Here is a 17508-nt window from a genome sequence, read left to right as displayed (position 1 = left end):
GATCGCTCCGCCGGGGCTTTTCCTTGGTCAGGCGTAGATCAGTGGATTCCGGCCATGCCCTTCTTGAGCAGGGGCGAGATCAGCAGCAGGAACACGCCGACGCCGACGCCAGTCCAGCCGATGGTGCCAAAGATCGAGCCGTAGGTCTGAAGCGCCAGTTCGGGGCTGGTGACGACCCCGGCGACCGTGTCCGTCGCCGTTGCCTTGGCGATAATGCCGGCGACGATGTGGGCGACCGAGCTGGACAGGAACCAGACCCCCATCATCATGCCGACCACGCGCGCCACCGACAGTTTGGTGATCATCGAAAGGCCGACCGGCGACAGGCACAGCTCGCCGATCGTGTGGAAGAAGTAGGTCAGGAACAGGAAGATCAACGGCACCCGGAAAGCGTCGTTGGCCTGCGTCGCCGCTGCCCAGGTCAGCACCAAGAAGCCCAGGCCCACGAAGACAAGGCCGAAGGAGAACTTGACCGGGGTCGACGGCTCCAGCTTGCGTTTGCCCAACCAAACCCACAGGGCGGCGATGATCGGCCCGCCCAGAACGATGATGCCGGGGTTGAAGGTCTGGGTCATGGCGGCGTTGAACCACGACGGCATTTGGGTCGACTGATCGGCGAACAGGGTCAGGGACGACCCTGCTTGTTCGAACAGGGCCCAGAACAGCACGGAGAAGAAGATCAGCACCTGGGCGACCAGCATGCGCGATCGCTCGGCGCCCTTCAGCCGGAAGACGGTGAAGCCCACCACTGCGGCGAAGATCACGCCCGCGATCCAAGGCAGTGCCGTCTCGATGATCTCATGCCGCTGCATGAGCAACCACGTCGGAATGACGGCGACAATCCCCGCGATCCAGAAGAAGGGCACCAGCGGCACGCCCAGGATCGAACGGCCCTGAACCGGAACCGGCGGCGCGCCGCGCCCTTCGAGCCAGGACTGGCCCAGGACGAAGGTCAAGAGGCCGAGCAGCATTCCGATTCCGGCAAGACCGAAACCGTAGGCCCAGCCGTATTTGATGCCGAGATAGGAGCAGGCGATGGTCGCCAAGAACGAACCGAGGTTGATCCCCACGTAGAAGATGGTGAAGCCCCCGTCACGCCGCGGGTCGTTCTCTTCATATAGTGCGCCGACGACGGTGGAGATGTTAGCCTTCAGGAAGCCGACGCCCACGATAATCAGGGCCAGGGCCAGAAATAGCACCGGCTCGCCGAGCGCCAGATCGCGCGTGGTCTCCAGCTTATAGGCGCCGGTTGCGGTGAAGGCCGGGAAGCCCGATCTGGCGGCGGCTTGGGGCGCGGCGGCCGTCGCCGGATCGAGCGCGCCGGTCGGCTGGGCGCCGATCGCCGCCCCCGTGGCGACTGCCGCGACATCGGCGGCATTCGCGGCGGAGGGTTCGGCGCCGACGGCGGATACGCCTTCGGGCGATATGGCGACCTGAACCCGTTCATCCCCGTTCACGGCGAAGATACGACGGTTTTGGTCGCGGCCTTCGACCTGCAGCTCATAGGTCGTGTCGCCGATGGTAAGGCGTTCGCGTCCCCCCGTGCCCTCGAAGGCCATGGTGAAGTGGCCGAGCACCAAGAGGACTGCACCGATGATGACGGCCTTGCGCGATCCGAGATAGCGGTCTGCAATCAGGCCGCCGAGGACCGGCATCAGATAAACGAGGGCGGCGTAGGCGGCGTAGATGCCCTGAGCCTCGGCCGGTCCAAACAGGAAGTGCTGCGTCAGATACAGGACCAGCAGGGCGCGCATGCCGTAGTAGGAAAACCGCTCCCACATTTCCGTGAAGAACAGGATCACCAGCCCCCGAGGGTGTCCCAAGAAAGTCTTGCGAGGCGCGAGCGCCCCCCCATCCGTCGCTGTCAACGGCTCACTCCCAACTGCCGCGCCGCTTCTCGGGCGCGCGAAAGGCGCATACCCAGCACAGCGGGCGAATTCGAACAAGTGTTAAGGCTGTCGCGGGGGTGGCCAGGCGACGCGCGAAGGAAGCGAAAGACAACCCTGAGTGATGTCTGGTGGCGCACATCCTGCTAGGTCGTTCGTCAGAAACGCCCACGGTTTCATAATGGGAAGGCGCGCCAGATGTCTGTCAGACCGATCGCCGCTCTCGACTATGAAGCGCTGAACCGGCTGCATCGTCAGGTCGGCTGGCCCGAGCGGTCGCCGGCCGGATGGCGCTGGCTCGAGGCCAATCCGGCGCGGTTGGCGCTGGGCGCGCCCGCCGGATGGGTCGTGGTCGACGAGGACGACAATGCCGTCGCCATGCTGGGCAACTTCATCCAGCGGTTTCGATACGGCGCCCAGGACCACTTCGGCGCCACCGGCTTTTCGATCATCGTGCCGCCCAACCAGAAGGGCGCCAGCCGCCCGCTGATCCGCAACTTTTTGAAACAGCCAGGCCTGTTCGCCCGCTACACCTTCAACGCCAATGCGCGCTCGGCGCCGCTGTACGGCCTGTTCGACATGAAGCCCTGGCCGGCCGAAACTCATGGGTTGAAGCTGTCATGGATCACCGACCGTCTGGCCTGCGCGCAGGGCCGAGGCCTGCGCCTATTGCTGGGCCGCACCTCCGCCGAGACCGCCGCGCATCTGGGCGAGCGGCTGATGAACGGGCGCGTGTTTCGCCAGACGCCGCTGGTGCTGCCTGCTGGGGTGACGATGCTGCGCGATTTGTCGGACGCCTCGCCCTATGCGGACTTCTGGCGCCGGCTGTCGCAGGAGGAGCGTCTGCTGGCGGACCGCAGTCCGGAAATCCTGCGCTGGCGGCTGGCGGACCCCGACCTGACCCTGCCGCCAGTCATGCTGGCTTGCGTCAGGGACGGCCGCATCGTCGGGATGGCGATGGCGCAGATGACCAAGACCAGCCTGATAGAGCCGCCCTATCTGGATATTGTCGATCTGATCGCGCTGGACACGGCGCCCGAGGCGATTGGGCTTCTGACCCAGGCGTTGATCGACAACGCCCGTGCGCTGGGGGCCGCCAAGGTGCGGCTGCAGGTGGTGACGTCGCGCCTGCTGGCGCACTTGGACGATCTGGCGAAGTCGGCGCGGCGCGAAGGCGGCTGGGGACATTGCCACGCCATCATCGATGATCCTGCGCTGGCGGCCGCCTGGACGCCGACACCGTTCGACGGCGACTACGGCATCTGTTCACGCACGCCGCCGATGCCCAAGGCATGGGCTGCCGCCGCGATCACGCGCCCGACCTTGGGCGGGCGCGTGTCCAAGGCCTGATCAGGCGTTGGGGCGGGCCTTCAGCTCGTCGCGGATTTCAGCCAGCAGCGCTTCGGTCGCCGTCGGCGCGGCGGGCGCCGGATCGGGCTTGGCGGCTTCCTGACGACGCAGGGCGTTGATGCCCTTGACCACAAGGAAGACGACCCAGGCGACGATCAGAAACTGGATCACGGTGTTCAGGAAGGCGCCGTATTGGATCGCCACCTTCTCGACGGCCTCGGTCGCCGGGTTCTCAGCCCTCAGCACCCATTCCAATTCCGAGAAATCGATGCCGCCGGTGATCAGGCCGATGGGCGGCATCACCACCTGATCGACCAGGCTTTTGACGATGCCGTTGAAGGCGGCGCCGATGATCACGCCGACCGCCAGGTCCACGACATTGCCCTTGACCGCGAACTCGCGAAATTCCGAAAGCAGGCCCATAGGGTATCCTTAAATGACGATCAGGCGTCGCCCGAGGCGTTCAGCCGCTCGCGCAGCTCTTTGCCGCTCTTGAAGAAGGGGACGGCCTTGGCGGGCACGTCGACGGTCTCGCCGGTGCGCGGATTGCGACCCGCGCGCGCCGGGCGCGATCGCACCGACAGGGCGCCGAAACCGCGCAACTCGACCCGGCCGCCGTCGGCCAGGGCCGACGTCATGGTGTTGAGGATCGCGTTGACCAGCCGTTCCACCTCGGCGTGGGTCAGGTGGGTGTTTTCCGCTGCAAGTTTCTCGATCAGTTCGGACTTGATCATCTGCGCCCCTGCCAGCTCGTTTGGACAGGCCGTTTCGCCCGCCGTCGATCCAGAGCGACACCCTAACCCCCGACCGGCTCTCGAAAAAGCCCTTATCCGACAAAGATGCGCGTCATTCGCAAGAAAAATGTCCGGAGCCGAACACAGCGATGTTTCAAACAGAGAAAAGGGCGGCGAGATCGCTCCCGCCGCCCCCTCAGTCTTTGTCGCTATCGCAGAGCGCGCGGCGCTCTGCTGCTTGAGCGAGATTGCCCCTATCGCAGAGCGCGCGGGCTCTGCTGAATGAGCGAGGCGACCGAAGGACGCGGTGCGCCCTTCGGCTTGAGCCTTACTCCTTGGTGCCGGCGTTCTTCAGTGCGGCGCCTAGGATGTCGCCCAGCGAAGCGCCCGAATCGGACGATCCGAACTGTTCGATGGCTTCCTGCTCGTCCTTCATTTCCAGCGCCTTGATCGACACCGAGACGCGGCGCGAGGCCTTGTCCACGGCGGTGATCATGGCGTCGACGCGGTCGCCGACGGCGAAGCGTTCCGGACGTTGCTCGTTGCGATCGCGCGACAGGTCCGACTTGCGAACGAAGGCCGTGACCGGCGCGTCGTCTTCACCGAACTTGACCTCGATGCCGCCCGACTCGATCGCCGTCACGGTGACGGTGATCTGCTGACCGCGACGATAGGTGTCGCCCTCGCCGATCGGATCGCCACCCAGCTGCTTGATGCCCAGCGAGACACGTTCCTTCTCGACGTCGACGTCCAGGACCTTGGCCTTGACCATCTCGCCCTTGCGGTAGCGTTGGATGGCTTCTTCACCCGACACCGACCAGTCGAGGTCGGACAGGTGCACCATGCCGTCGATGTCGTTGTCCAGGCCGATGAACAGGCCGAACTCGGTGGCGTTCTTGACTTCGCCCTCGACGGTCGAACCGATCGGGTTGTTGGCGACGAAGGCGTCCCACGGATTGTCCTGAGCCTGCTTCAGGCCCAGCGAGATGCGGCGCTTGGAGGCGTCGACATCCAGAACCACGACGTCGACTTCCTGCGAAGTCGAGACGATCTTGCCGGGGTGGACGTTCTTCTTGGTCCAGGACATTTCCGAGACGTGCACCAGGCCCTCGACACCGGCTTCCAGCTCCACGAAGGCGCCGTAGTCGGTGATGTTGGTGATGCGGCCCGTGTACTTGGCGCCGACCGGATACTTGGCTTCCACGCCGTCCCAGGGGTCCGACTGCAGTTGCTTCATGCCCAGCGAGATACGTTGGGTGTCCGGGTTGATCTTGACGATCTGGACCTTGACGGTGTCGCCGACGGCCAGAACCTGGCTCGGGTGCGAAACGCGCTTCCACGACATGTCGGTGACGTGCAGCAGGCCGTCGATGCCGCCCAGGTCGACGAACGCGCCGTAGTCAGTGATGTTCTTGACGACGCCTTCGCGGACTTCACCCTCGGCCAGCTGGCCGACCAGTTCCGTGCGCTGTTCGGCGCGGGCTTCTTCCAGGATGGCGCGACGCGACACGACGATGTTGCCGCGCGGACGGTCCATCTTCAGGATGGCGAAGGGCTGTTCCTTGCCCATCAGCGGGCCGACGTCGCGGACCGGACGGATGTCGACTTGCGAACCGGGCAGGAAGGCCGAGGCGCCGCCCAGGTCGACGGTGAAGCCGCCCTTGACGCGACCGACGATGGCGCCGTTGACCGGCTGGCCTTCGGCGAACACGACTTCCAGACGGGTCCAGGCTTCTTCGCGACGAGCCTTGTCGCGGCTGATGACGGCTTCGCCCAGGGCGTTCTCGACGCGCTCCAGGTAAACCTCGACGTTGTCGCCGACCTTGGGCAGGGCGCCGTCGTCGCCTTGGCCGAATTCGCGCATGGCGATGCGGCCTTCGGTCTTCAGACCAACGTCGATGATGACGATGTCTTTTTCGATGCCGACGACGCGGCCGTGCACGACCTGGCCTTCGCCGAAGTCGCGACCCGACAGTTGTTCGTCGAGCAGCGCCGAGAAGTCGTCGCGCGTGGGGTTGAGAGTATCAGACATGAAGCTCTGGTGTTTCCAGTGGGGCTGTGGCGCGTGACCGAAGGACGATCCCGCGCGAGGTGGACCCCTGACGCAGCGAAAGGCGGCGCGCGGGGCGATGGGAAAAGATGGAATCAGGTCGTCGGGATGCGAGGCCGTTCAGAACGATCAAAACGCCCGCGGAGGCCGAGGGTGGGAGCGTTGGATTTGCGAGATGGGTCAGAGACCGTGTTTCGCGCGCGCCGCCTCGACGATACGGCGGGCCGCATCGAAGGCGGCTTCTATACCCAGATCGGTCGTGTCCAGCAAGACCGCGTCATTGGCCTGGACCATCGGGGCCGCCCCGCGCCCGGCGTCGCGCTCGTCGCGGCGCTGGATGTCGGCCAGCATGGCGTCAAAGGCGATGTCCGATCCGCGCGCCGTCAGCTGCTTCCAGCGGCGCGTGGCCCGCACTTCGGGCGTCGCGGTGACGAACAGTTTGGCCTGAGCGTTCGGCGCAATCACCGTGCCGATGTCGCGTCCGTCGAGAACCGCGCCGCCCGCCTGGGCCGCGAACGCCTGCTGCAATTCTAGTAGAGCCGCCCGCACGCCGGCGAAGCTGGCGACCCGGCTGGCCGCCTCGCCCGCCTCGCCCGTCGTCAGGCGCGGATCGTCCGACAGGCCCGCCGCGTCCAGCCCCCGCGCCGCCTGCGTCGCCGCCGCCTCGTCATCCAGCGATCCGCCGTCCGCCAGCACCTTTGCACCCACGGCTCGATACAGCAGCCCCGTATCCAGATGCGGCAAGCCATAGGTCTGGGCCAGACGCGCGGCAATGGTCCCCTTGCCAGAGGCGGCCGGTCCGTCGACGGCGATGATCAGGGTCAAGCAGGTCTCCGCAGCGCGTGGCGCATTTCAATCTCGATCCCAAACGCACGGGAGGCCGAACCTGATAGCGAGGATCGCCCGACCAATCCAGCCGCAGGCCTCAGTCTCGGCGTCCGACCAAATCACGAATTGCAAGGCCGGCCAGCAGGACCGCCAGGCCCGCCCCGGCCGCAACCGACGCCACATAGAAGCCGACCACACTCCAATACAGCAGGGGTCGGTCCGCCAACAGAACGTCCGGCCCCTTTCGGTTGTTCAGCACCCCGGCATCCAGGCTTTGGACGATTTCTCGGGCTCCGATCACGCAGAACCAGCCGATCAGGATCGCGATCGCCAGCGTCAGGATCGGCTTGATCCAGCCCGACGGCCCCGGCCGGTTCACGACCATGCCTTCCAACGCGCCAGAACCACGACCGCGAAGGCCGCCAAACCCAGCCAAACCAAACAGGCGACGCCGCTCAGCGCCACGGTCGAATAGAAGAAGGCGTCGCCCTCGGCCCTAAGATGCACGGCGCCATGCTTGCCCGAGACCCGGCCTGTCGTCACCCCTTGCCAGACGATCCAAGCCGTCCAGCCGGCTCCGCCCAGACAGGTCAGAAGACCAAGGACCGCGATGCCTCGACCGACGACGTCGCGCACGGGCTTCACGCGATACGCCCGCCCAGGCCGTTCATCATCTCGACGAAGCCGGGGAAGCTGGTGGCGATCATGCCAGGCTCGTCGACAGAGACCGGCTGTTCGGCGGCCAGGCCTAGGACCAGATGGCTCATGGCGATGCGGTGGTCGTGGGCGGTGTGGACCAGGCCGCCTCCACGCACCGCCCCGCCCTGGCCGGCGCCGGTGACGATGAAGCCTTCCGGCTCCTCCTCGACCTGAATACCGCAGGCGCGCAGCCCCTCGACCATCAGCGAAATCCGGTCGCTTTCCTTGACCCGCATCTCGCCCACGCCGCGCATGACGGTGACGCCATCCGCAAAGGCCGCCGTCGCCGCCAGGATCGGATATTCGTCGATCATCGAGGCGGCGCGATCCTCAGGCACGACCACGCCCTTCAGGGACGAGTGACGGGCGGTGATGTCACCGACCTCTTCGCCGCCGGCCTCACGCCGGTTGGTGATGGTCAGGTCGGCGCCCATCTCGATCCAGGTGTCGAACAGGCCGGTGCGAAGCGGGTTCAGCATCACGCCCTCGACCGTGACCTCCGACCCCGGCACGATCAGACCGGCCCCCAGGGGAAACGCCGCCGAGGACGGATCGCCCGGCACGGCGACGACGGTCCCGGTCAGGGCCTGCCCGCCCTTCAGCGTCACCTTCCAGCCCTCGCCCCTCTCCTCGACGCCCACCTCGGCGCCGAAGGCGCGCAGCATCCGCTCGGTATGGTCGCGGCTCTTTTCCGGCTCGACCACGGAGGTGACGCCCTCGGCGTTCAGACCCGCCAGCAGGATGGCCGACTTCACCTGGGCCGAGGCCACCGTCTGCACATAGTCGATCGCCTTCAGCGCGCCGCCGGTCAGGGCCACCGGGAGCCGATCCTCGGTCGCCTGCCAGTCGAACGCCGCGCCCATCTCGGCCAGCGGTCCCGTGACCCGCTTCATCGGACGCTTCCTAAGCGAACCGTCGCCGTCGAAGGTCGCCGTCAATGGATAGCCGGCCGCCGCCCCCATCAGCAGGCGCACCCCGGTTCCGGCGTTGCCGCAGTCGATCACCGACGCCGGGGTCGTAAAGCCGCCCTCCCCCTCGATCCGCCATCTGCCGTCGCCGGTCCGCTCGACCTTGGCGCCGAAGGCTTCGACCGCTCGGGCGGTGGCCAGGACGTCGTCGCCTTCCAGAAGACCCTCGACCTCGGTCACGCCCGACGCCATGCCGCCCAGGATCATAGACCGGTGCGACATCGACTTGTCGCCCGGCGCGCGAACCTTTCCAGTCAGGGCGGATGCGCGGCGCGAAGTCAGTTGGGACGGCATGATCACCCGCTTCAGGCTGTATTGTGTGAAGGGCCGCGCGGGCGGCGCGAAAGACAGCTTTTGACAGCGGGTCAAAGGGGTGGCAAGGGACCGCCCCGAATTCAACCCGTTGAAAGCATCCAAACGTGGCCAATCCCGAACTGGGCGCCAAACAGGTCTGCCCCAACTGCCAGGCGAAGTTTTACGACCTGAACCGTCGCCCCGCACACTGCCCCAAATGCGGAACCGACTTCGATCCCGAAGAGGCGATGAAGCTGCGCAGCCGCCGCGCCCGTCCCGGCTATCCGTCCGACGATGAGGACACGGACGATCAGGTCAAGGACAAGAAGGTCGACGGCGACGAGGACGAGGAAGACGACGTCAAGACGCCGGAAATCGACGAGGAAGGCCACGAGCCGATCCTGACGCCGGACGACGAGGACGAAGACTCCCCGGCCGACGCCTCGGAAGAAGCCGGCATGGGCTCGACCGACGGCGACGACGATCTGCTGGCCGACGACGATGACGACTCCGTGCCGTTCATCGAGGACGAAGACGACGACTCGATCGACGACGAGATCGCCAAGCCGTCGCGCGACGACGACTAAATTCCTGGGCCTATCGCGCATCGCGCGACTTGAAGCCCGACTTGCTGTGGGCTTCTTGCGATCTGGCTCAGATTCTTGTTGCACCCGCCGCATTTCCCGTTAGGGAGACGCGGCGGGACAGCAGGCCTTTCACACCTTTCGATTTGAAAAACCTGCGTATTTTCACCCCCGGGAACGCGGTGAAAATAAATCTCGAAACGGGCTTGATCACAGAAAAGGCCTGACCTAGTTTCCGCCGCCTCGCCGGGGGCCATCGCAAGATGAACCGGGCGATCCAGACCGACAGGTCCGGGGCTTTAGCTCAGTTGGTAGAGCGCTTGCATGGCATGCAAGAGGTCAGCGGTTCGACTCCGCTAAGCTCCACCATCGTCACCTCCGAGCACCGCAAGGTGTTCGGAGGGACGGCCATCCTCCCCCACATTTTCGATCCGCAGAAGTCGCCAGTCGGCGCGCGACTAGGTGCCCGTCTCTCGTCCGATGACCGACGCGGCAGGCGGCTCGATCCGAACCTCCCGCCGCGATAGTCGCCGATCAGTTCTCGACTTCGGTCGATCCCGGGCGGAACTCTTCGGCCGGCACGAAGGCCGAGCCTTCTTCATCCAGCACCCAGACGCCGATCAGTGCGGGGTGATCCGGGGTGACGTCTTCGTCCAGCAGATCGCCCTCATAGACGCCGACATTGCTGTAATCGAAATCCAGCAGCAGCTGATCGGCCATGTCGATCATTTCGTCGGCCATGCGCCGTGCGTAGCCCACCGCCTCGCTGGCGTCGGAAAAGTCGTCCGTCAGCGTATTGACCTCTGCGGCCTCGCTGCCCTGAACGGCGCTGGTGGTGACGATGGTGAATGCGGACATGGTGATCTTTCTTGAGTCTAAGGACTTCACCTAGCCCGTTTGGCCCCGCAACACGTCGAAAATCGGTTGCGCCATCGACGCTATCGATCGGCCCCGCCACGATCGTTGCGCTTCGTCGCGCGATAGACCTTCTGCAGGCCGCCCAGCCGCCGACGTTCCGCAGCCTTGGCGATCCGTTCCGCCTTGTCCCCCGCCGCCGCCAGTTCCGACTTCAGCTTCTGGAAATGCGCCCAGCGTGATCCCTCCAGCGCGCCGTCCGCGAGCGCCGTCTGGACAACGCATCCCGGCTCACTCACATGGCCGCAGTTGGTGAAGCGGCAGTTCTGCATGAGCTGTTCGATGTCGTCGAAGACCGCTTCCACACCCTCTTCGGCGTCGATCAGGCCCACTTCGCGGATGCCGGGGGTGTCGATGATGAGACCGCCGCCGGGCAGCGGGAGCAGCTGGCGGTGGCTGGTGGTATGCCGTCCCTGGTCGTCTGATGCGCGGACCGCCTGGGTCGCCATCCGATCCTCGTTCAGGAAGGCGTTGACCAGGGTGGACTTGCCGACACCCGACGAGCCGATGAGGACACAGGTCTGGCCCGGCTTCACCTGAAGACGCAGCGCCTCCAGGCCGACGCCTTCGCGCGCCGAGACGGTCAGGACCAGTGTCTGCGCCTCCAGCGCCGCCACCTGAGCGGCCTCGGCTTGAGGGTCGGCGCTGAGATCCAACTTCGTCAGAACGAGAACAGGCCGCGCTCCGCTGTCCATCGCGGCAGCCAGGAAACGCTGAATTCGACGCGGATTCAGATCCGCATTCATCGAGGTGACGACGAAGGCCACGTCGATATTGGCCGCCAGGATCTGGGTTCGACGCGCGCTGTCCGCCGCCCGCCGCACGAAGGCGGTGCGGCGAGGCAGGACGGCATGGATGGTGGCGGCGCCGTCCTGAGGGTTCGGCGACAGCGCCACCCAGTCGCCCACTGCAGGGGGCCCAGTCTCCTGGGCTTCGTGTCGCAGTCGGCCCGAAGCCTTGGCCTGAAGCTCGCCCGCATCCGTGACGACCAGATAGCCGTTGCGATGCTGGAGGATGACGCGGCCCGGCGTGTGACCGGCATGGGCATGCGGCGCAAACGCCGTCGCCCAGACCTCGGACCATCCATACTGTTCGATCAAGTCAACGGCATCCCTGTCGCTCGCGCTCCTCAGCCGGCTTGTGCTGAACACTGACCCAAAGCCTTGCCAGTCGGCGGGACCGCGAACAAGCACGCTCGCCGTCGCGTCGCCTCGGGAACGAAATGCCGGTCGGCGGCGCTCCGCTATCGACACGATGTTCAGCGAGGAAAGAACGGCGATGAGCGAGATCAAGGAAGGCATGGAAGTCATCGGAGCCGACGGTGTTCACGTCGGCGTCGTGGACCGGGTCGAAAGCGACCGGATCAAGCTGACACGGCGCGAGAACACCGGCGCCCACGCCGATCACCACCACTATATCGAGAACGGCTTCGTCGCCGGCGTCGAGGGAGACAAGGTGCGCCTGTCGGCCAACGCCGACGTCGCCGTGACCCTTGAGGAAGAGGAGTCCGGTCGCCCCGTCGATCTCTGACCGAACGTCTGCGCGTGCCTAAAGCAGCGTGGCGGCCAGATTGACCGTCAGCGCCAGGATGACGGCGTTGAAGAACCAGGCGATCAGGCTGTGAAACGTCGCCAGGCCACGCAGCTCGCGCCTGGCTATCTGCACGTCGGCCGTCTGGTTCGCCACGCCGATAATCAGGGCGAAGTGCAGAAAGTCCCAGTAGTCCGCGTCCTCCTCGCCCGGAAAGATCAGCCCGCCCTGATCGCCCTTGCCGTCGTCACGCGGCGCGTAGAAGCCGTGGGCGTAATGCAGGGCGAAGATGATGTGCACGTACAGCCACGACAGGCCGACGGTGCACACTGAAAAGACCGCCTGCCCGACGGTCGGCTTGCCGTCGCTGGCCACCATGGCGAGGACCAGGACCACCACGCTGGCCACGGCCGCCGCCATGCTGAGCGGCAGAACCAGAACGCCCGCCTGATCCAGTTCCGCCGCGCGCCGCCGCATCGCCTCCTGCGAACGGGCGCGAAAGATCCGCGCGAAGGTCGCGACGAGAAAGGTGGCGACGCCTGCGTCCCAGCCGGCCGCCAGTCGCATCGGCCAGCCGACGCTGGCCGGCGCCAGCGCCACGACTACCGCCAGCACCAGCAGCCCGAGCCATAGCGACAAATGTAGACGGAACAGGCGCGCGACAGATCCCATGCCTGCGAGATTGCGCATTCCTTGCCGCACGTCCAGCGACCGCGCGGCCTGCGGAGCGGCTACGACAAAATGGATTTCGTCTCATTGAGGGACACGTCTGTCGGCAACGTCATAGAAGTGTCGCTTATCGTTTCGGGGGAAACGCGAATGCTGGTGTCGATCGTGATTGGCGAGGCTCTCTATCTGGCGCATCGCTGTCGGCGGGCGCTGATCGCCTCGCCCGTGGTGCTGGTCGGCCTCTGGGCCGTGATGACCGTCATGCCGCACGGATCGATCCGCCTGCCGAACTGACGCCCCGCCGTCGGCGGTCTTTCCAGACGCCGGACCGAATCCGGCGCCCCAGGCGTTATCAGGTGTGAACTCCACGCCGAGGACGCCCTGACCGACTTCACGCCATCCCCCCAACGCATCCGCGTCCTCGACCTGGAGACGGCCGGATCCGGCCCTCAGGACGTCTGCGAGATCGGCTGGCAGGACGTTGTGCGTGACGGGGCCGGCCCATGGCGTCTGGATGCGACGCGCGGCGCCCGTTTCGTAAATCCCGGTCGGCCGATTTCGCCCGACACCATGGCGATCCATCACATTCTGGACGAGTGGGTTCAGGACGCCGGCTATTGGAAGGCCGTCGCCCCGCCCATCCTTCGTCCCGAGGCGGGCGTGATCGCCCTGGCGGCTCACCGCGCCAGCTTCGAGCAGCGGTATTGCACCCCTGCCCTGTCAGGCGGCGCAAAGTGGATCTGCACCTGGAAATGCGCCCTGCGGCTGTGGCCCGACCTGCCGCGCTTCTCCAACCAGATGCTGCGCTATCTGCGCCGGCCCGAGGGATTGGTGCATGAACTGGGCCTTCCGGCGCATCGCGCCCTGCCCGACGCCTATGTCACCGCCCACCATCTGCGCGACATGCTGAACCAGACGACCGTCGAGCAGCTCCTGGCCTGGAGCCGCGAACCGGGACTGCTGCCCCGCGTGCCCGCCGGCCCTGAACGCGGCAAGGCGTGGAGCGCGGTGGATGCCGACCGGCTTCAGATCCTGGCGTCGGGACGCGACATCGACATCGCTTTTACCGCCGCGACCGAGCTTCGCCGCCGCGGCCTGATGACCGACACGGTCGTGCGGACGTCGGACCAGGGATGGCTGCTCTAGCGCGCGAGCGCCAGCCAGGGCTGATGGCGACTAATCTGAAAAGAAAGAGAAATGGTGGACGCGACAGGGATTGAACCTGTGACCCCCTCGATGTCAACGAGGTGCTCTCCCGCTGAGCTACGCATCCGCCGTAGGGCTCCGAAAAACGTCTTCGGAGCGGGAAGAGCGGTCGTATAGCGGCGAGGCCGGTCGGCATCAAGCCGATTTAGCGGCAAGAATGCGATTTCTCGCCAAACGCCGCTCGGCCCAGCCGCAGGGAAGGTTCAGGCGGCGACCATCCGCTCGACCTCATTGACCAGATCGCGCAGGTGGACGGGCTTGGACAACACCTTGGCGTCCGGCGTGGCCTGGGCGGCCGTCAGGGCCACGGCGGCGAAACCGGTGATGAACATGATGCGCAGGCCGGGTTGGCGGGCGGCGGCGACGCGGGCGACCTCGATCCCGTCCGCGCCTGGCATGACGATGTCGGTTAGAAGCAGGTCGTAGGGACCGTGTTCCAGGGCGTCGATGGCGTCGTCGCCGTTCTCGCAGTCGATGACCTGGTGGCCCGCCCGCTCCAGCGCGCGCGTCAGAAATCCGCGCAATGAACCGTCGTCTTCGGCCAGGAGAATACGCGCCATTCGAGAAACACCCTTGAGACAGACGGCCAGCCTAGGGCCGCAACGGTAAACCGCCGATGAAATTCGCCGGTCAGCCGACTTCCTTCCACAGCGAAACGCGCTAAGCGGGGGCATGACCGACGGCGGCGACAGCTTTTCGATCACCGCCCCGGCGGCGGACGCGCCCGCGACGGCGCTGATCTTCGCCTCGCCCCACTCGGGCGACCTTTATCCCGACGACATGGGCGCGGCGCCAGGCCTGTCGCGCGCCAGCCTGAAAAGCGCCGAGGACGCCCTGGTCGGGCGCTTGATCGAAGAGGGACCGCGCAGAGGAGCCGCGCTGATCGAAGGGCGGATCGGTCGGGCCTATGTCGATCTGAACCGTGATCCGTCGGAGCTTGATCCAGCCCTGATGGCGGATCTGGACGGGCCCGTCGGGGCCAAGACGGCCGCCGGTTATGGCGTGATTCCCCGGCTGGCCGGCGACGGGACGCCGCTTTACGCGCGCCGGCTGACGCTGGCGGAGGCTCGACACCGCATCGCCAGGGTCCACGCCCCCTATCACCAAGCCTTGGGCGAACGGATGCAGGCGACGCGCGCGAGGCACGGGCGAGCCGTGTTGATCGACTGGCATTCGATGCCGGCGCGCGCCGTCGGGGCCGAGGTCGTGCTGGGCGACCGTTACGGCTCGTCGTGCAGCGCACGGCTCAGCCGACGGCTGCGTGAGTTGTTCGAGGCCTTGGGCTGGCGCGTGGCGCAGAACCACCCCTACGCCGGCGGTTGGTCCACCCAACGCTGGGGCCGCCCGGACGAGGGCTATGAGGCCATCCAGATCGAAATGAGCCGCAAACTGTATCTGGACGAGACGACGCTGGCCCCCAACGCGACCTACGCCAAGACGCAAAAGGCCTTGTCGCGCGTGATCGCAGCCCTGTGCGCGGACGCGTGGTCGGCCTGACTGATCGCTGATCAGATCAAAAAAAAGCCGCACCCGAGGGTGCGGCATTACAAGTCTATAGGGAGGAAACGCCCAGGAAGGGCAAGACGCCCGGAGGCGTCAGAGGTCAACTTAGGTTGCGATGCACAATGGGTCAAGGCCAATGCAAGCCGCTGCGGTCACGCCTTGTTACGGAAATATGGCCCCGCCAAGCTAATGATGACGGCATTTAGACCGGCCTGGGACGCGGCGTTCGTTTCGCAACTGCGTAATAGCGTTGATCAGTGTTCCAGCAGCCGCCGTGCGTTGCGGATGGCGCGGGCGGCAGGCGACGCCTCCTGGCGATAGATCAACAGGCCGAACGACGAGGCGACGCCCAAGGCCAGCCATAGCGGTCCGAACAGCCAGGCCGCCGCCGCCAGGGCGAAATAATAGCCGCGCACACCCTGACTGAAGGAACTGAGCGCCGGGTTCAGAAGCTGTCCCGCCGCCTCGCTGAAGGCCATGCGGTCGGTCTTGGTGTGGATTTCCGGCGCCGCGCCGATCAACGCCAGGGTGTAGTTCATCTGGCGCAGCGCCCAGATGAAATCCAGAAAACCGCGCGCCAGGCAGATCAGCACCAGCGCCAGCTTCGCCTCCAGAATCTTCATCGGCACGTTTTCCGCCCCAACGGCCGCGAACCCCTGAAGCGCGCTTTCGCCGCCGAACAGAATGCCCGCCACCGCCGCGATCAACAGCAGGTTGGTCGAGGCGAAGAAGGACGCCGAGTTGATCGAATGGCCCATCAACTGACTGTCCACCAGCCGGATTTCGCGGTGAGCCATCGACTGCATCCAAACCGCGCGGACATGCACCATGTCCTCGTTCAACGAACCGCCCCTGCGGCTGATCAGCGACAGGATCGGGCTGTATCCCAGCCAGCAGATGAAGAAGAGCGCAAGCGCGGCCCAATCGGTCCAGGTCATGATCCAGATGTCCGCGATGATGCGCCGCCACGCAAGCCCGCCGAGGCCCGTGTTCGCCACATGTCGCCCTTGCCGTGACGGGCCGGGGAGCCTATCACCCTTCGCCTTTCAAAGTTTCGCAGTCGCAGCAAAGACCCGCCATGAACCTCGACGCCATTCCCGTCGGCCCGAACGCTCCCTGGGACATCAACGTCATCATCGAAATCCCGCAGGGCGGCCTGCCGGTGAAATACGAGATGGACAAGGCCTCGGGCGCCCTGTTCGTCGACCGCTTCCTTCACACCGCCATGTACTATCCGGGCAACTACGGCTTCGTGCCGCACACCCTGTCGGACGACGGCGACCCCTGCGACGTGATCGTGCTGAACCCGACGCCGGTCGTTCCGGGCTGCGTCATCCGCTCGCGCCCCATCGGCGTGCTGAAGATGACAGACGAGGCCGGCGGCGACGAAAAGATCCTGGCCGTGCCGGTCGACAAGCTGAACCCCTACTACACCGAGATCGCCAGCTATCGTCAGCTGCCGGCCATCCTGATCGAGCAGATCGAGCACTTCTTCACCCGCTACAAGGACCTGGAGAAGGGCAAGTCGGTCAAGGTCGAGGGCTGGGGCGATGCCGGCGAGGCCGCCGACCTGATCGCCAAGGGCATGCAGGCCCACCAGGACAAGCTGGCCAAGAACAAGGCCGCCAACGCCGCCTGATTTGGTCGACAGGCGCTTGAAGCCTGAAGGCGTCCTCCGACCGGGGGACGCCTTTTTGCTGACCGTCAGGCTCGCCATTCGTGTCGCAGAAGGGCGTACTGACACGTGTTGACGTAGATCGGCTGGCCCGCGGCGTCGTTCACGAACGAGATGAACTCGCGGAACAGTCCTTCTCGCCGCATGCCCAGCCGTTCGCAGAGCCTCTGTGACGCCAGATTGTCGTCCTCGACATAGGCGTACAGGCGACGGGCCGCCTTGTCCTTGAACAGATGGTCGACCAGGGCGCGGGCCGCTTCGGACGCATAGCCGGCGCCCCCATAGGCGCTGTTGAAGTTCCAGCCGATGGACCAGGTGTCCGGCGCCTCGAACATTGCGAAGACATCACCGATGACATGGCCGTCGGCCTTGGACTGGACGGCGATATATTCGCCCTCGGCTGCGCGCTTGAGAACTTCCGCCTCGGCCGCCGCCATGTCCTGAAGCGCCATCGCGGCGAAACAGGCGGCGCGCGGATGATGAAGATAGGCGAGCAGGTCTGCGGCGTCGCCGGCCTGAAAGGATCGAAGGGTTAGACGATCCGTTTGCAAGGGTGTCATCAAGGGGCTCTGGTGCAGCTAACGCGGTCCTGACGATCGGCATGACGCCCTTTCGCC

At 65.8% G+C, this 17508-nt stretch carries 21 protein-coding genes and 2 tRNA genes; 8 read left to right on the top strand and 15 right to left on the bottom strand.

The window, feature by feature from the left end; genetic code table 11:
- Nucleotides 1-38: 38 nt before the first annotated feature.
- Nucleotides 39-1823 (bottom strand): peptide MFS transporter, encoded by a 1785-nt coding sequence (locus O2K97_RS04345; protein ID WP_269220591.1) that lies wholly within the window; start codon nucleotides 1821-1823, stop codon nucleotides 39-41.
- A 261-nt stretch (nucleotides 1824-2084) separates the two neighbouring features.
- On the opposite strand from O2K97_RS04345, the gene O2K97_RS04340 reads away from it, so the two are divergent.
- On the top strand, nucleotides 2085-3236 hold the full coding sequence (locus O2K97_RS04340; protein WP_269220590.1) for an N-acetyltransferase: 1152 nt from the start codon (nucleotides 2085-2087) through the stop codon (nucleotides 3234-3236).
- Here O2K97_RS04340 and mscL read toward each other — a convergent pair whose 3' ends face one another.
- The 7 genes from mscL to aroA all read right to left on the bottom strand — a co-directional run bounded on the left by mscL (nucleotide 3237) and on the right by aroA (nucleotide 8812).
- Nucleotides 3237-3659 (bottom strand): large-conductance mechanosensitive channel protein MscL, encoded by a 423-nt coding sequence (mscL, locus tag O2K97_RS04335; RefSeq protein WP_112863514.1) that lies wholly within the window; start codon nucleotides 3657-3659, stop codon nucleotides 3237-3239. It lies immediately after the preceding gene.
- 20 nt (nucleotides 3660-3679) lie between these two features.
- The gene (locus O2K97_RS04330; RefSeq protein WP_017504364.1) at nucleotides 3680-3970 is read right to left on the bottom strand and encodes an integration host factor subunit beta; all 291 of its coding nucleotides are present in this window, start codon (nucleotides 3968-3970) and stop codon (nucleotides 3680-3682) included.
- A gap of 328 nt (nucleotides 3971-4298) precedes the next feature.
- On the bottom strand, nucleotides 4299-6002 hold the full coding sequence (gene rpsA, locus O2K97_RS04325; RefSeq protein WP_066552585.1) for a 30S ribosomal protein S1: 1704 nt from the start codon (nucleotides 6000-6002) through the stop codon (nucleotides 4299-4301).
- 198 nt (nucleotides 6003-6200) lie between these two features.
- Nucleotides 6201-6845 carry a (d)CMP kinase gene (cmk, locus tag O2K97_RS04320; RefSeq protein ID WP_269220589.1) on the bottom strand — a complete coding sequence of 215 codons (645 nt, stop codon included), beginning with the start codon at nucleotides 6843-6845 and terminating at the stop codon, nucleotides 6201-6203.
- A 100-nt stretch (nucleotides 6846-6945) separates the two neighbouring features.
- Nucleotides 6946-7227: a hypothetical protein gene (locus tag O2K97_RS04315; protein WP_269220588.1), complete on the bottom strand. Its 282-nt coding sequence runs from the start codon at nucleotides 7225-7227 to the stop codon at nucleotides 6946-6948.
- On the bottom strand, nucleotides 7224-7484 hold the full coding sequence (locus tag O2K97_RS04310; RefSeq protein ID WP_146756771.1) for a hypothetical protein: 261 nt from the start codon (nucleotides 7482-7484) through the stop codon (nucleotides 7224-7226). The genes O2K97_RS04315 and O2K97_RS04310 overlap by 4 nt, the downstream gene beginning before the upstream one ends.
- Before the next feature lie 5 nt (nucleotides 7485-7489).
- Complete coding sequence (gene aroA, locus O2K97_RS04305) at nucleotides 7490-8812, bottom strand: 3-phosphoshikimate 1-carboxyvinyltransferase (RefSeq protein WP_419466107.1); 1323 nt, start codon at nucleotides 8810-8812, stop codon at nucleotides 7490-7492.
- A gap of 122 nt (nucleotides 8813-8934) precedes the next feature.
- Here aroA and O2K97_RS04300 point away from each other — a divergent pair, with 122 nt between their 5' ends.
- Nucleotides 8935-9396, top strand: a complete 462-nt coding sequence (locus O2K97_RS04300) for a TIGR02300 family protein (RefSeq protein ID WP_269220586.1) — start codon at nucleotides 8935-8937, stop codon at nucleotides 9394-9396.
- A 290-nt stretch (nucleotides 9397-9686) separates the two neighbouring features.
- Nucleotides 9687-9762 (top strand) — tRNA-Ala (locus O2K97_RS04295).
- Nucleotides 9763-9927: 165 nt separating this feature from the next.
- Here the strand turns inward: O2K97_RS04295 and O2K97_RS04290 are convergent.
- Nucleotides 9928-10251, bottom strand: coding sequence for a hypothetical protein (locus O2K97_RS04290; RefSeq protein WP_269220585.1), 324 nt, complete (start codon nucleotides 10249-10251; stop codon nucleotides 9928-9930).
- 80 nt (nucleotides 10252-10331) lie between these two features.
- The gene (gene rsgA / locus O2K97_RS04285; protein ID WP_269220584.1) at nucleotides 10332-11408 is read right to left on the bottom strand and encodes a ribosome small subunit-dependent GTPase A; all 1077 of its coding nucleotides are present in this window, start codon (nucleotides 11406-11408) and stop codon (nucleotides 10332-10334) included.
- Nucleotides 11409-11586: 178 nt separating this feature from the next.
- Between rsgA and O2K97_RS04280 the strand changes: the two genes are divergently transcribed.
- The gene (locus tag O2K97_RS04280; protein ID WP_055805252.1) at nucleotides 11587-11838 is read left to right on the top strand and encodes a DUF2171 domain-containing protein; all 252 of its coding nucleotides are present in this window, start codon (nucleotides 11587-11589) and stop codon (nucleotides 11836-11838) included.
- A gap of 18 nt (nucleotides 11839-11856) precedes the next feature.
- Here the strand turns inward: O2K97_RS04280 and O2K97_RS04275 are convergent, their stop codons facing one another.
- On the bottom strand, nucleotides 11857-12528 hold the full coding sequence (locus O2K97_RS04275) for a DUF1345 domain-containing protein (RefSeq protein WP_269220583.1): 672 nt from the start codon (nucleotides 12526-12528) through the stop codon (nucleotides 11857-11859).
- Between the two features lie 129 nt (nucleotides 12529-12657).
- Between O2K97_RS04275 and O2K97_RS04270 the strand changes: the two genes are divergently transcribed.
- A complete protein-coding gene (locus O2K97_RS04270) occupies nucleotides 12658-12801 on the top strand; it encodes a hypothetical protein (RefSeq protein ID WP_017504296.1) in 144 nt (47 codons plus the stop codon).
- Between the two features lie 189 nt (nucleotides 12802-12990).
- A complete protein-coding gene (locus O2K97_RS04265; RefSeq protein ID WP_269220582.1) occupies nucleotides 12991-13653 on the top strand; it encodes a DNA polymerase III subunit epsilon in 663 nt (220 codons plus the stop codon).
- 52 nt (nucleotides 13654-13705) lie between these two features.
- Here O2K97_RS04265 and O2K97_RS04260 read toward each other — a convergent pair.
- Nucleotides 13706-13780: transfer RNA gene (locus tag O2K97_RS04260), tRNA-Val, on the bottom strand.
- A 136-nt stretch (nucleotides 13781-13916) separates the two neighbouring features.
- Nucleotides 13917-14273: a cell cycle two-component system response regulator CpdR gene (gene cpdR, locus O2K97_RS04255; RefSeq protein ID WP_017506825.1), complete on the bottom strand. Its 357-nt coding sequence runs from the start codon at nucleotides 14271-14273 to the stop codon at nucleotides 13917-13919.
- Between the two features lie 112 nt (nucleotides 14274-14385).
- Between cpdR and O2K97_RS04250 the strand changes: the two genes are divergently transcribed.
- Complete coding sequence (locus O2K97_RS04250; protein ID WP_269220581.1) at nucleotides 14386-15210, top strand: N-formylglutamate amidohydrolase; 825 nt, start codon at nucleotides 14386-14388, stop codon at nucleotides 15208-15210.
- A gap of 260 nt (nucleotides 15211-15470) precedes the next feature.
- On the opposite strand, the gene O2K97_RS04245 is transcribed toward O2K97_RS04250, so the two are convergent.
- A complete protein-coding gene (locus O2K97_RS04245) occupies nucleotides 15471-16154 on the bottom strand; it encodes a DUF599 domain-containing protein (protein ID WP_112863836.1) in 684 nt (227 codons plus the stop codon).
- Nucleotides 16155-16294: 140 nt separating this feature from the next.
- Between O2K97_RS04245 and ppa the strand changes: the two genes are divergently transcribed.
- Nucleotides 16295-16855: an inorganic diphosphatase gene (gene ppa / locus O2K97_RS04240; protein WP_066552596.1), complete on the top strand. Its 561-nt coding sequence runs from the start codon at nucleotides 16295-16297 to the stop codon at nucleotides 16853-16855.
- Nucleotides 16856-16920: 65 nt separating this feature from the next.
- Here ppa and O2K97_RS04235 read toward each other — a convergent pair whose 3' ends face one another.
- The gene (locus O2K97_RS04235; protein WP_269220580.1) at nucleotides 16921-17451 is read right to left on the bottom strand and encodes a GNAT family N-acetyltransferase; all 531 of its coding nucleotides are present in this window, start codon (nucleotides 17449-17451) and stop codon (nucleotides 16921-16923) included.
- Nucleotides 17452-17508: the final 57 nt, after the last annotated feature.

The sequence above is a fragment of the Brevundimonas vesicularis genome, assembly GCF_027105095.1.
In the GTDB taxonomy this organism is placed as follows: Bacteria; Pseudomonadota; Alphaproteobacteria; order Caulobacterales; family Caulobacteraceae; genus Brevundimonas; species Brevundimonas vesicularis_E.
The sequence above is the reverse complement of the archived record's forward strand: the minus strand, read 5'-3'. Positions and strand labels throughout refer to the sequence as shown.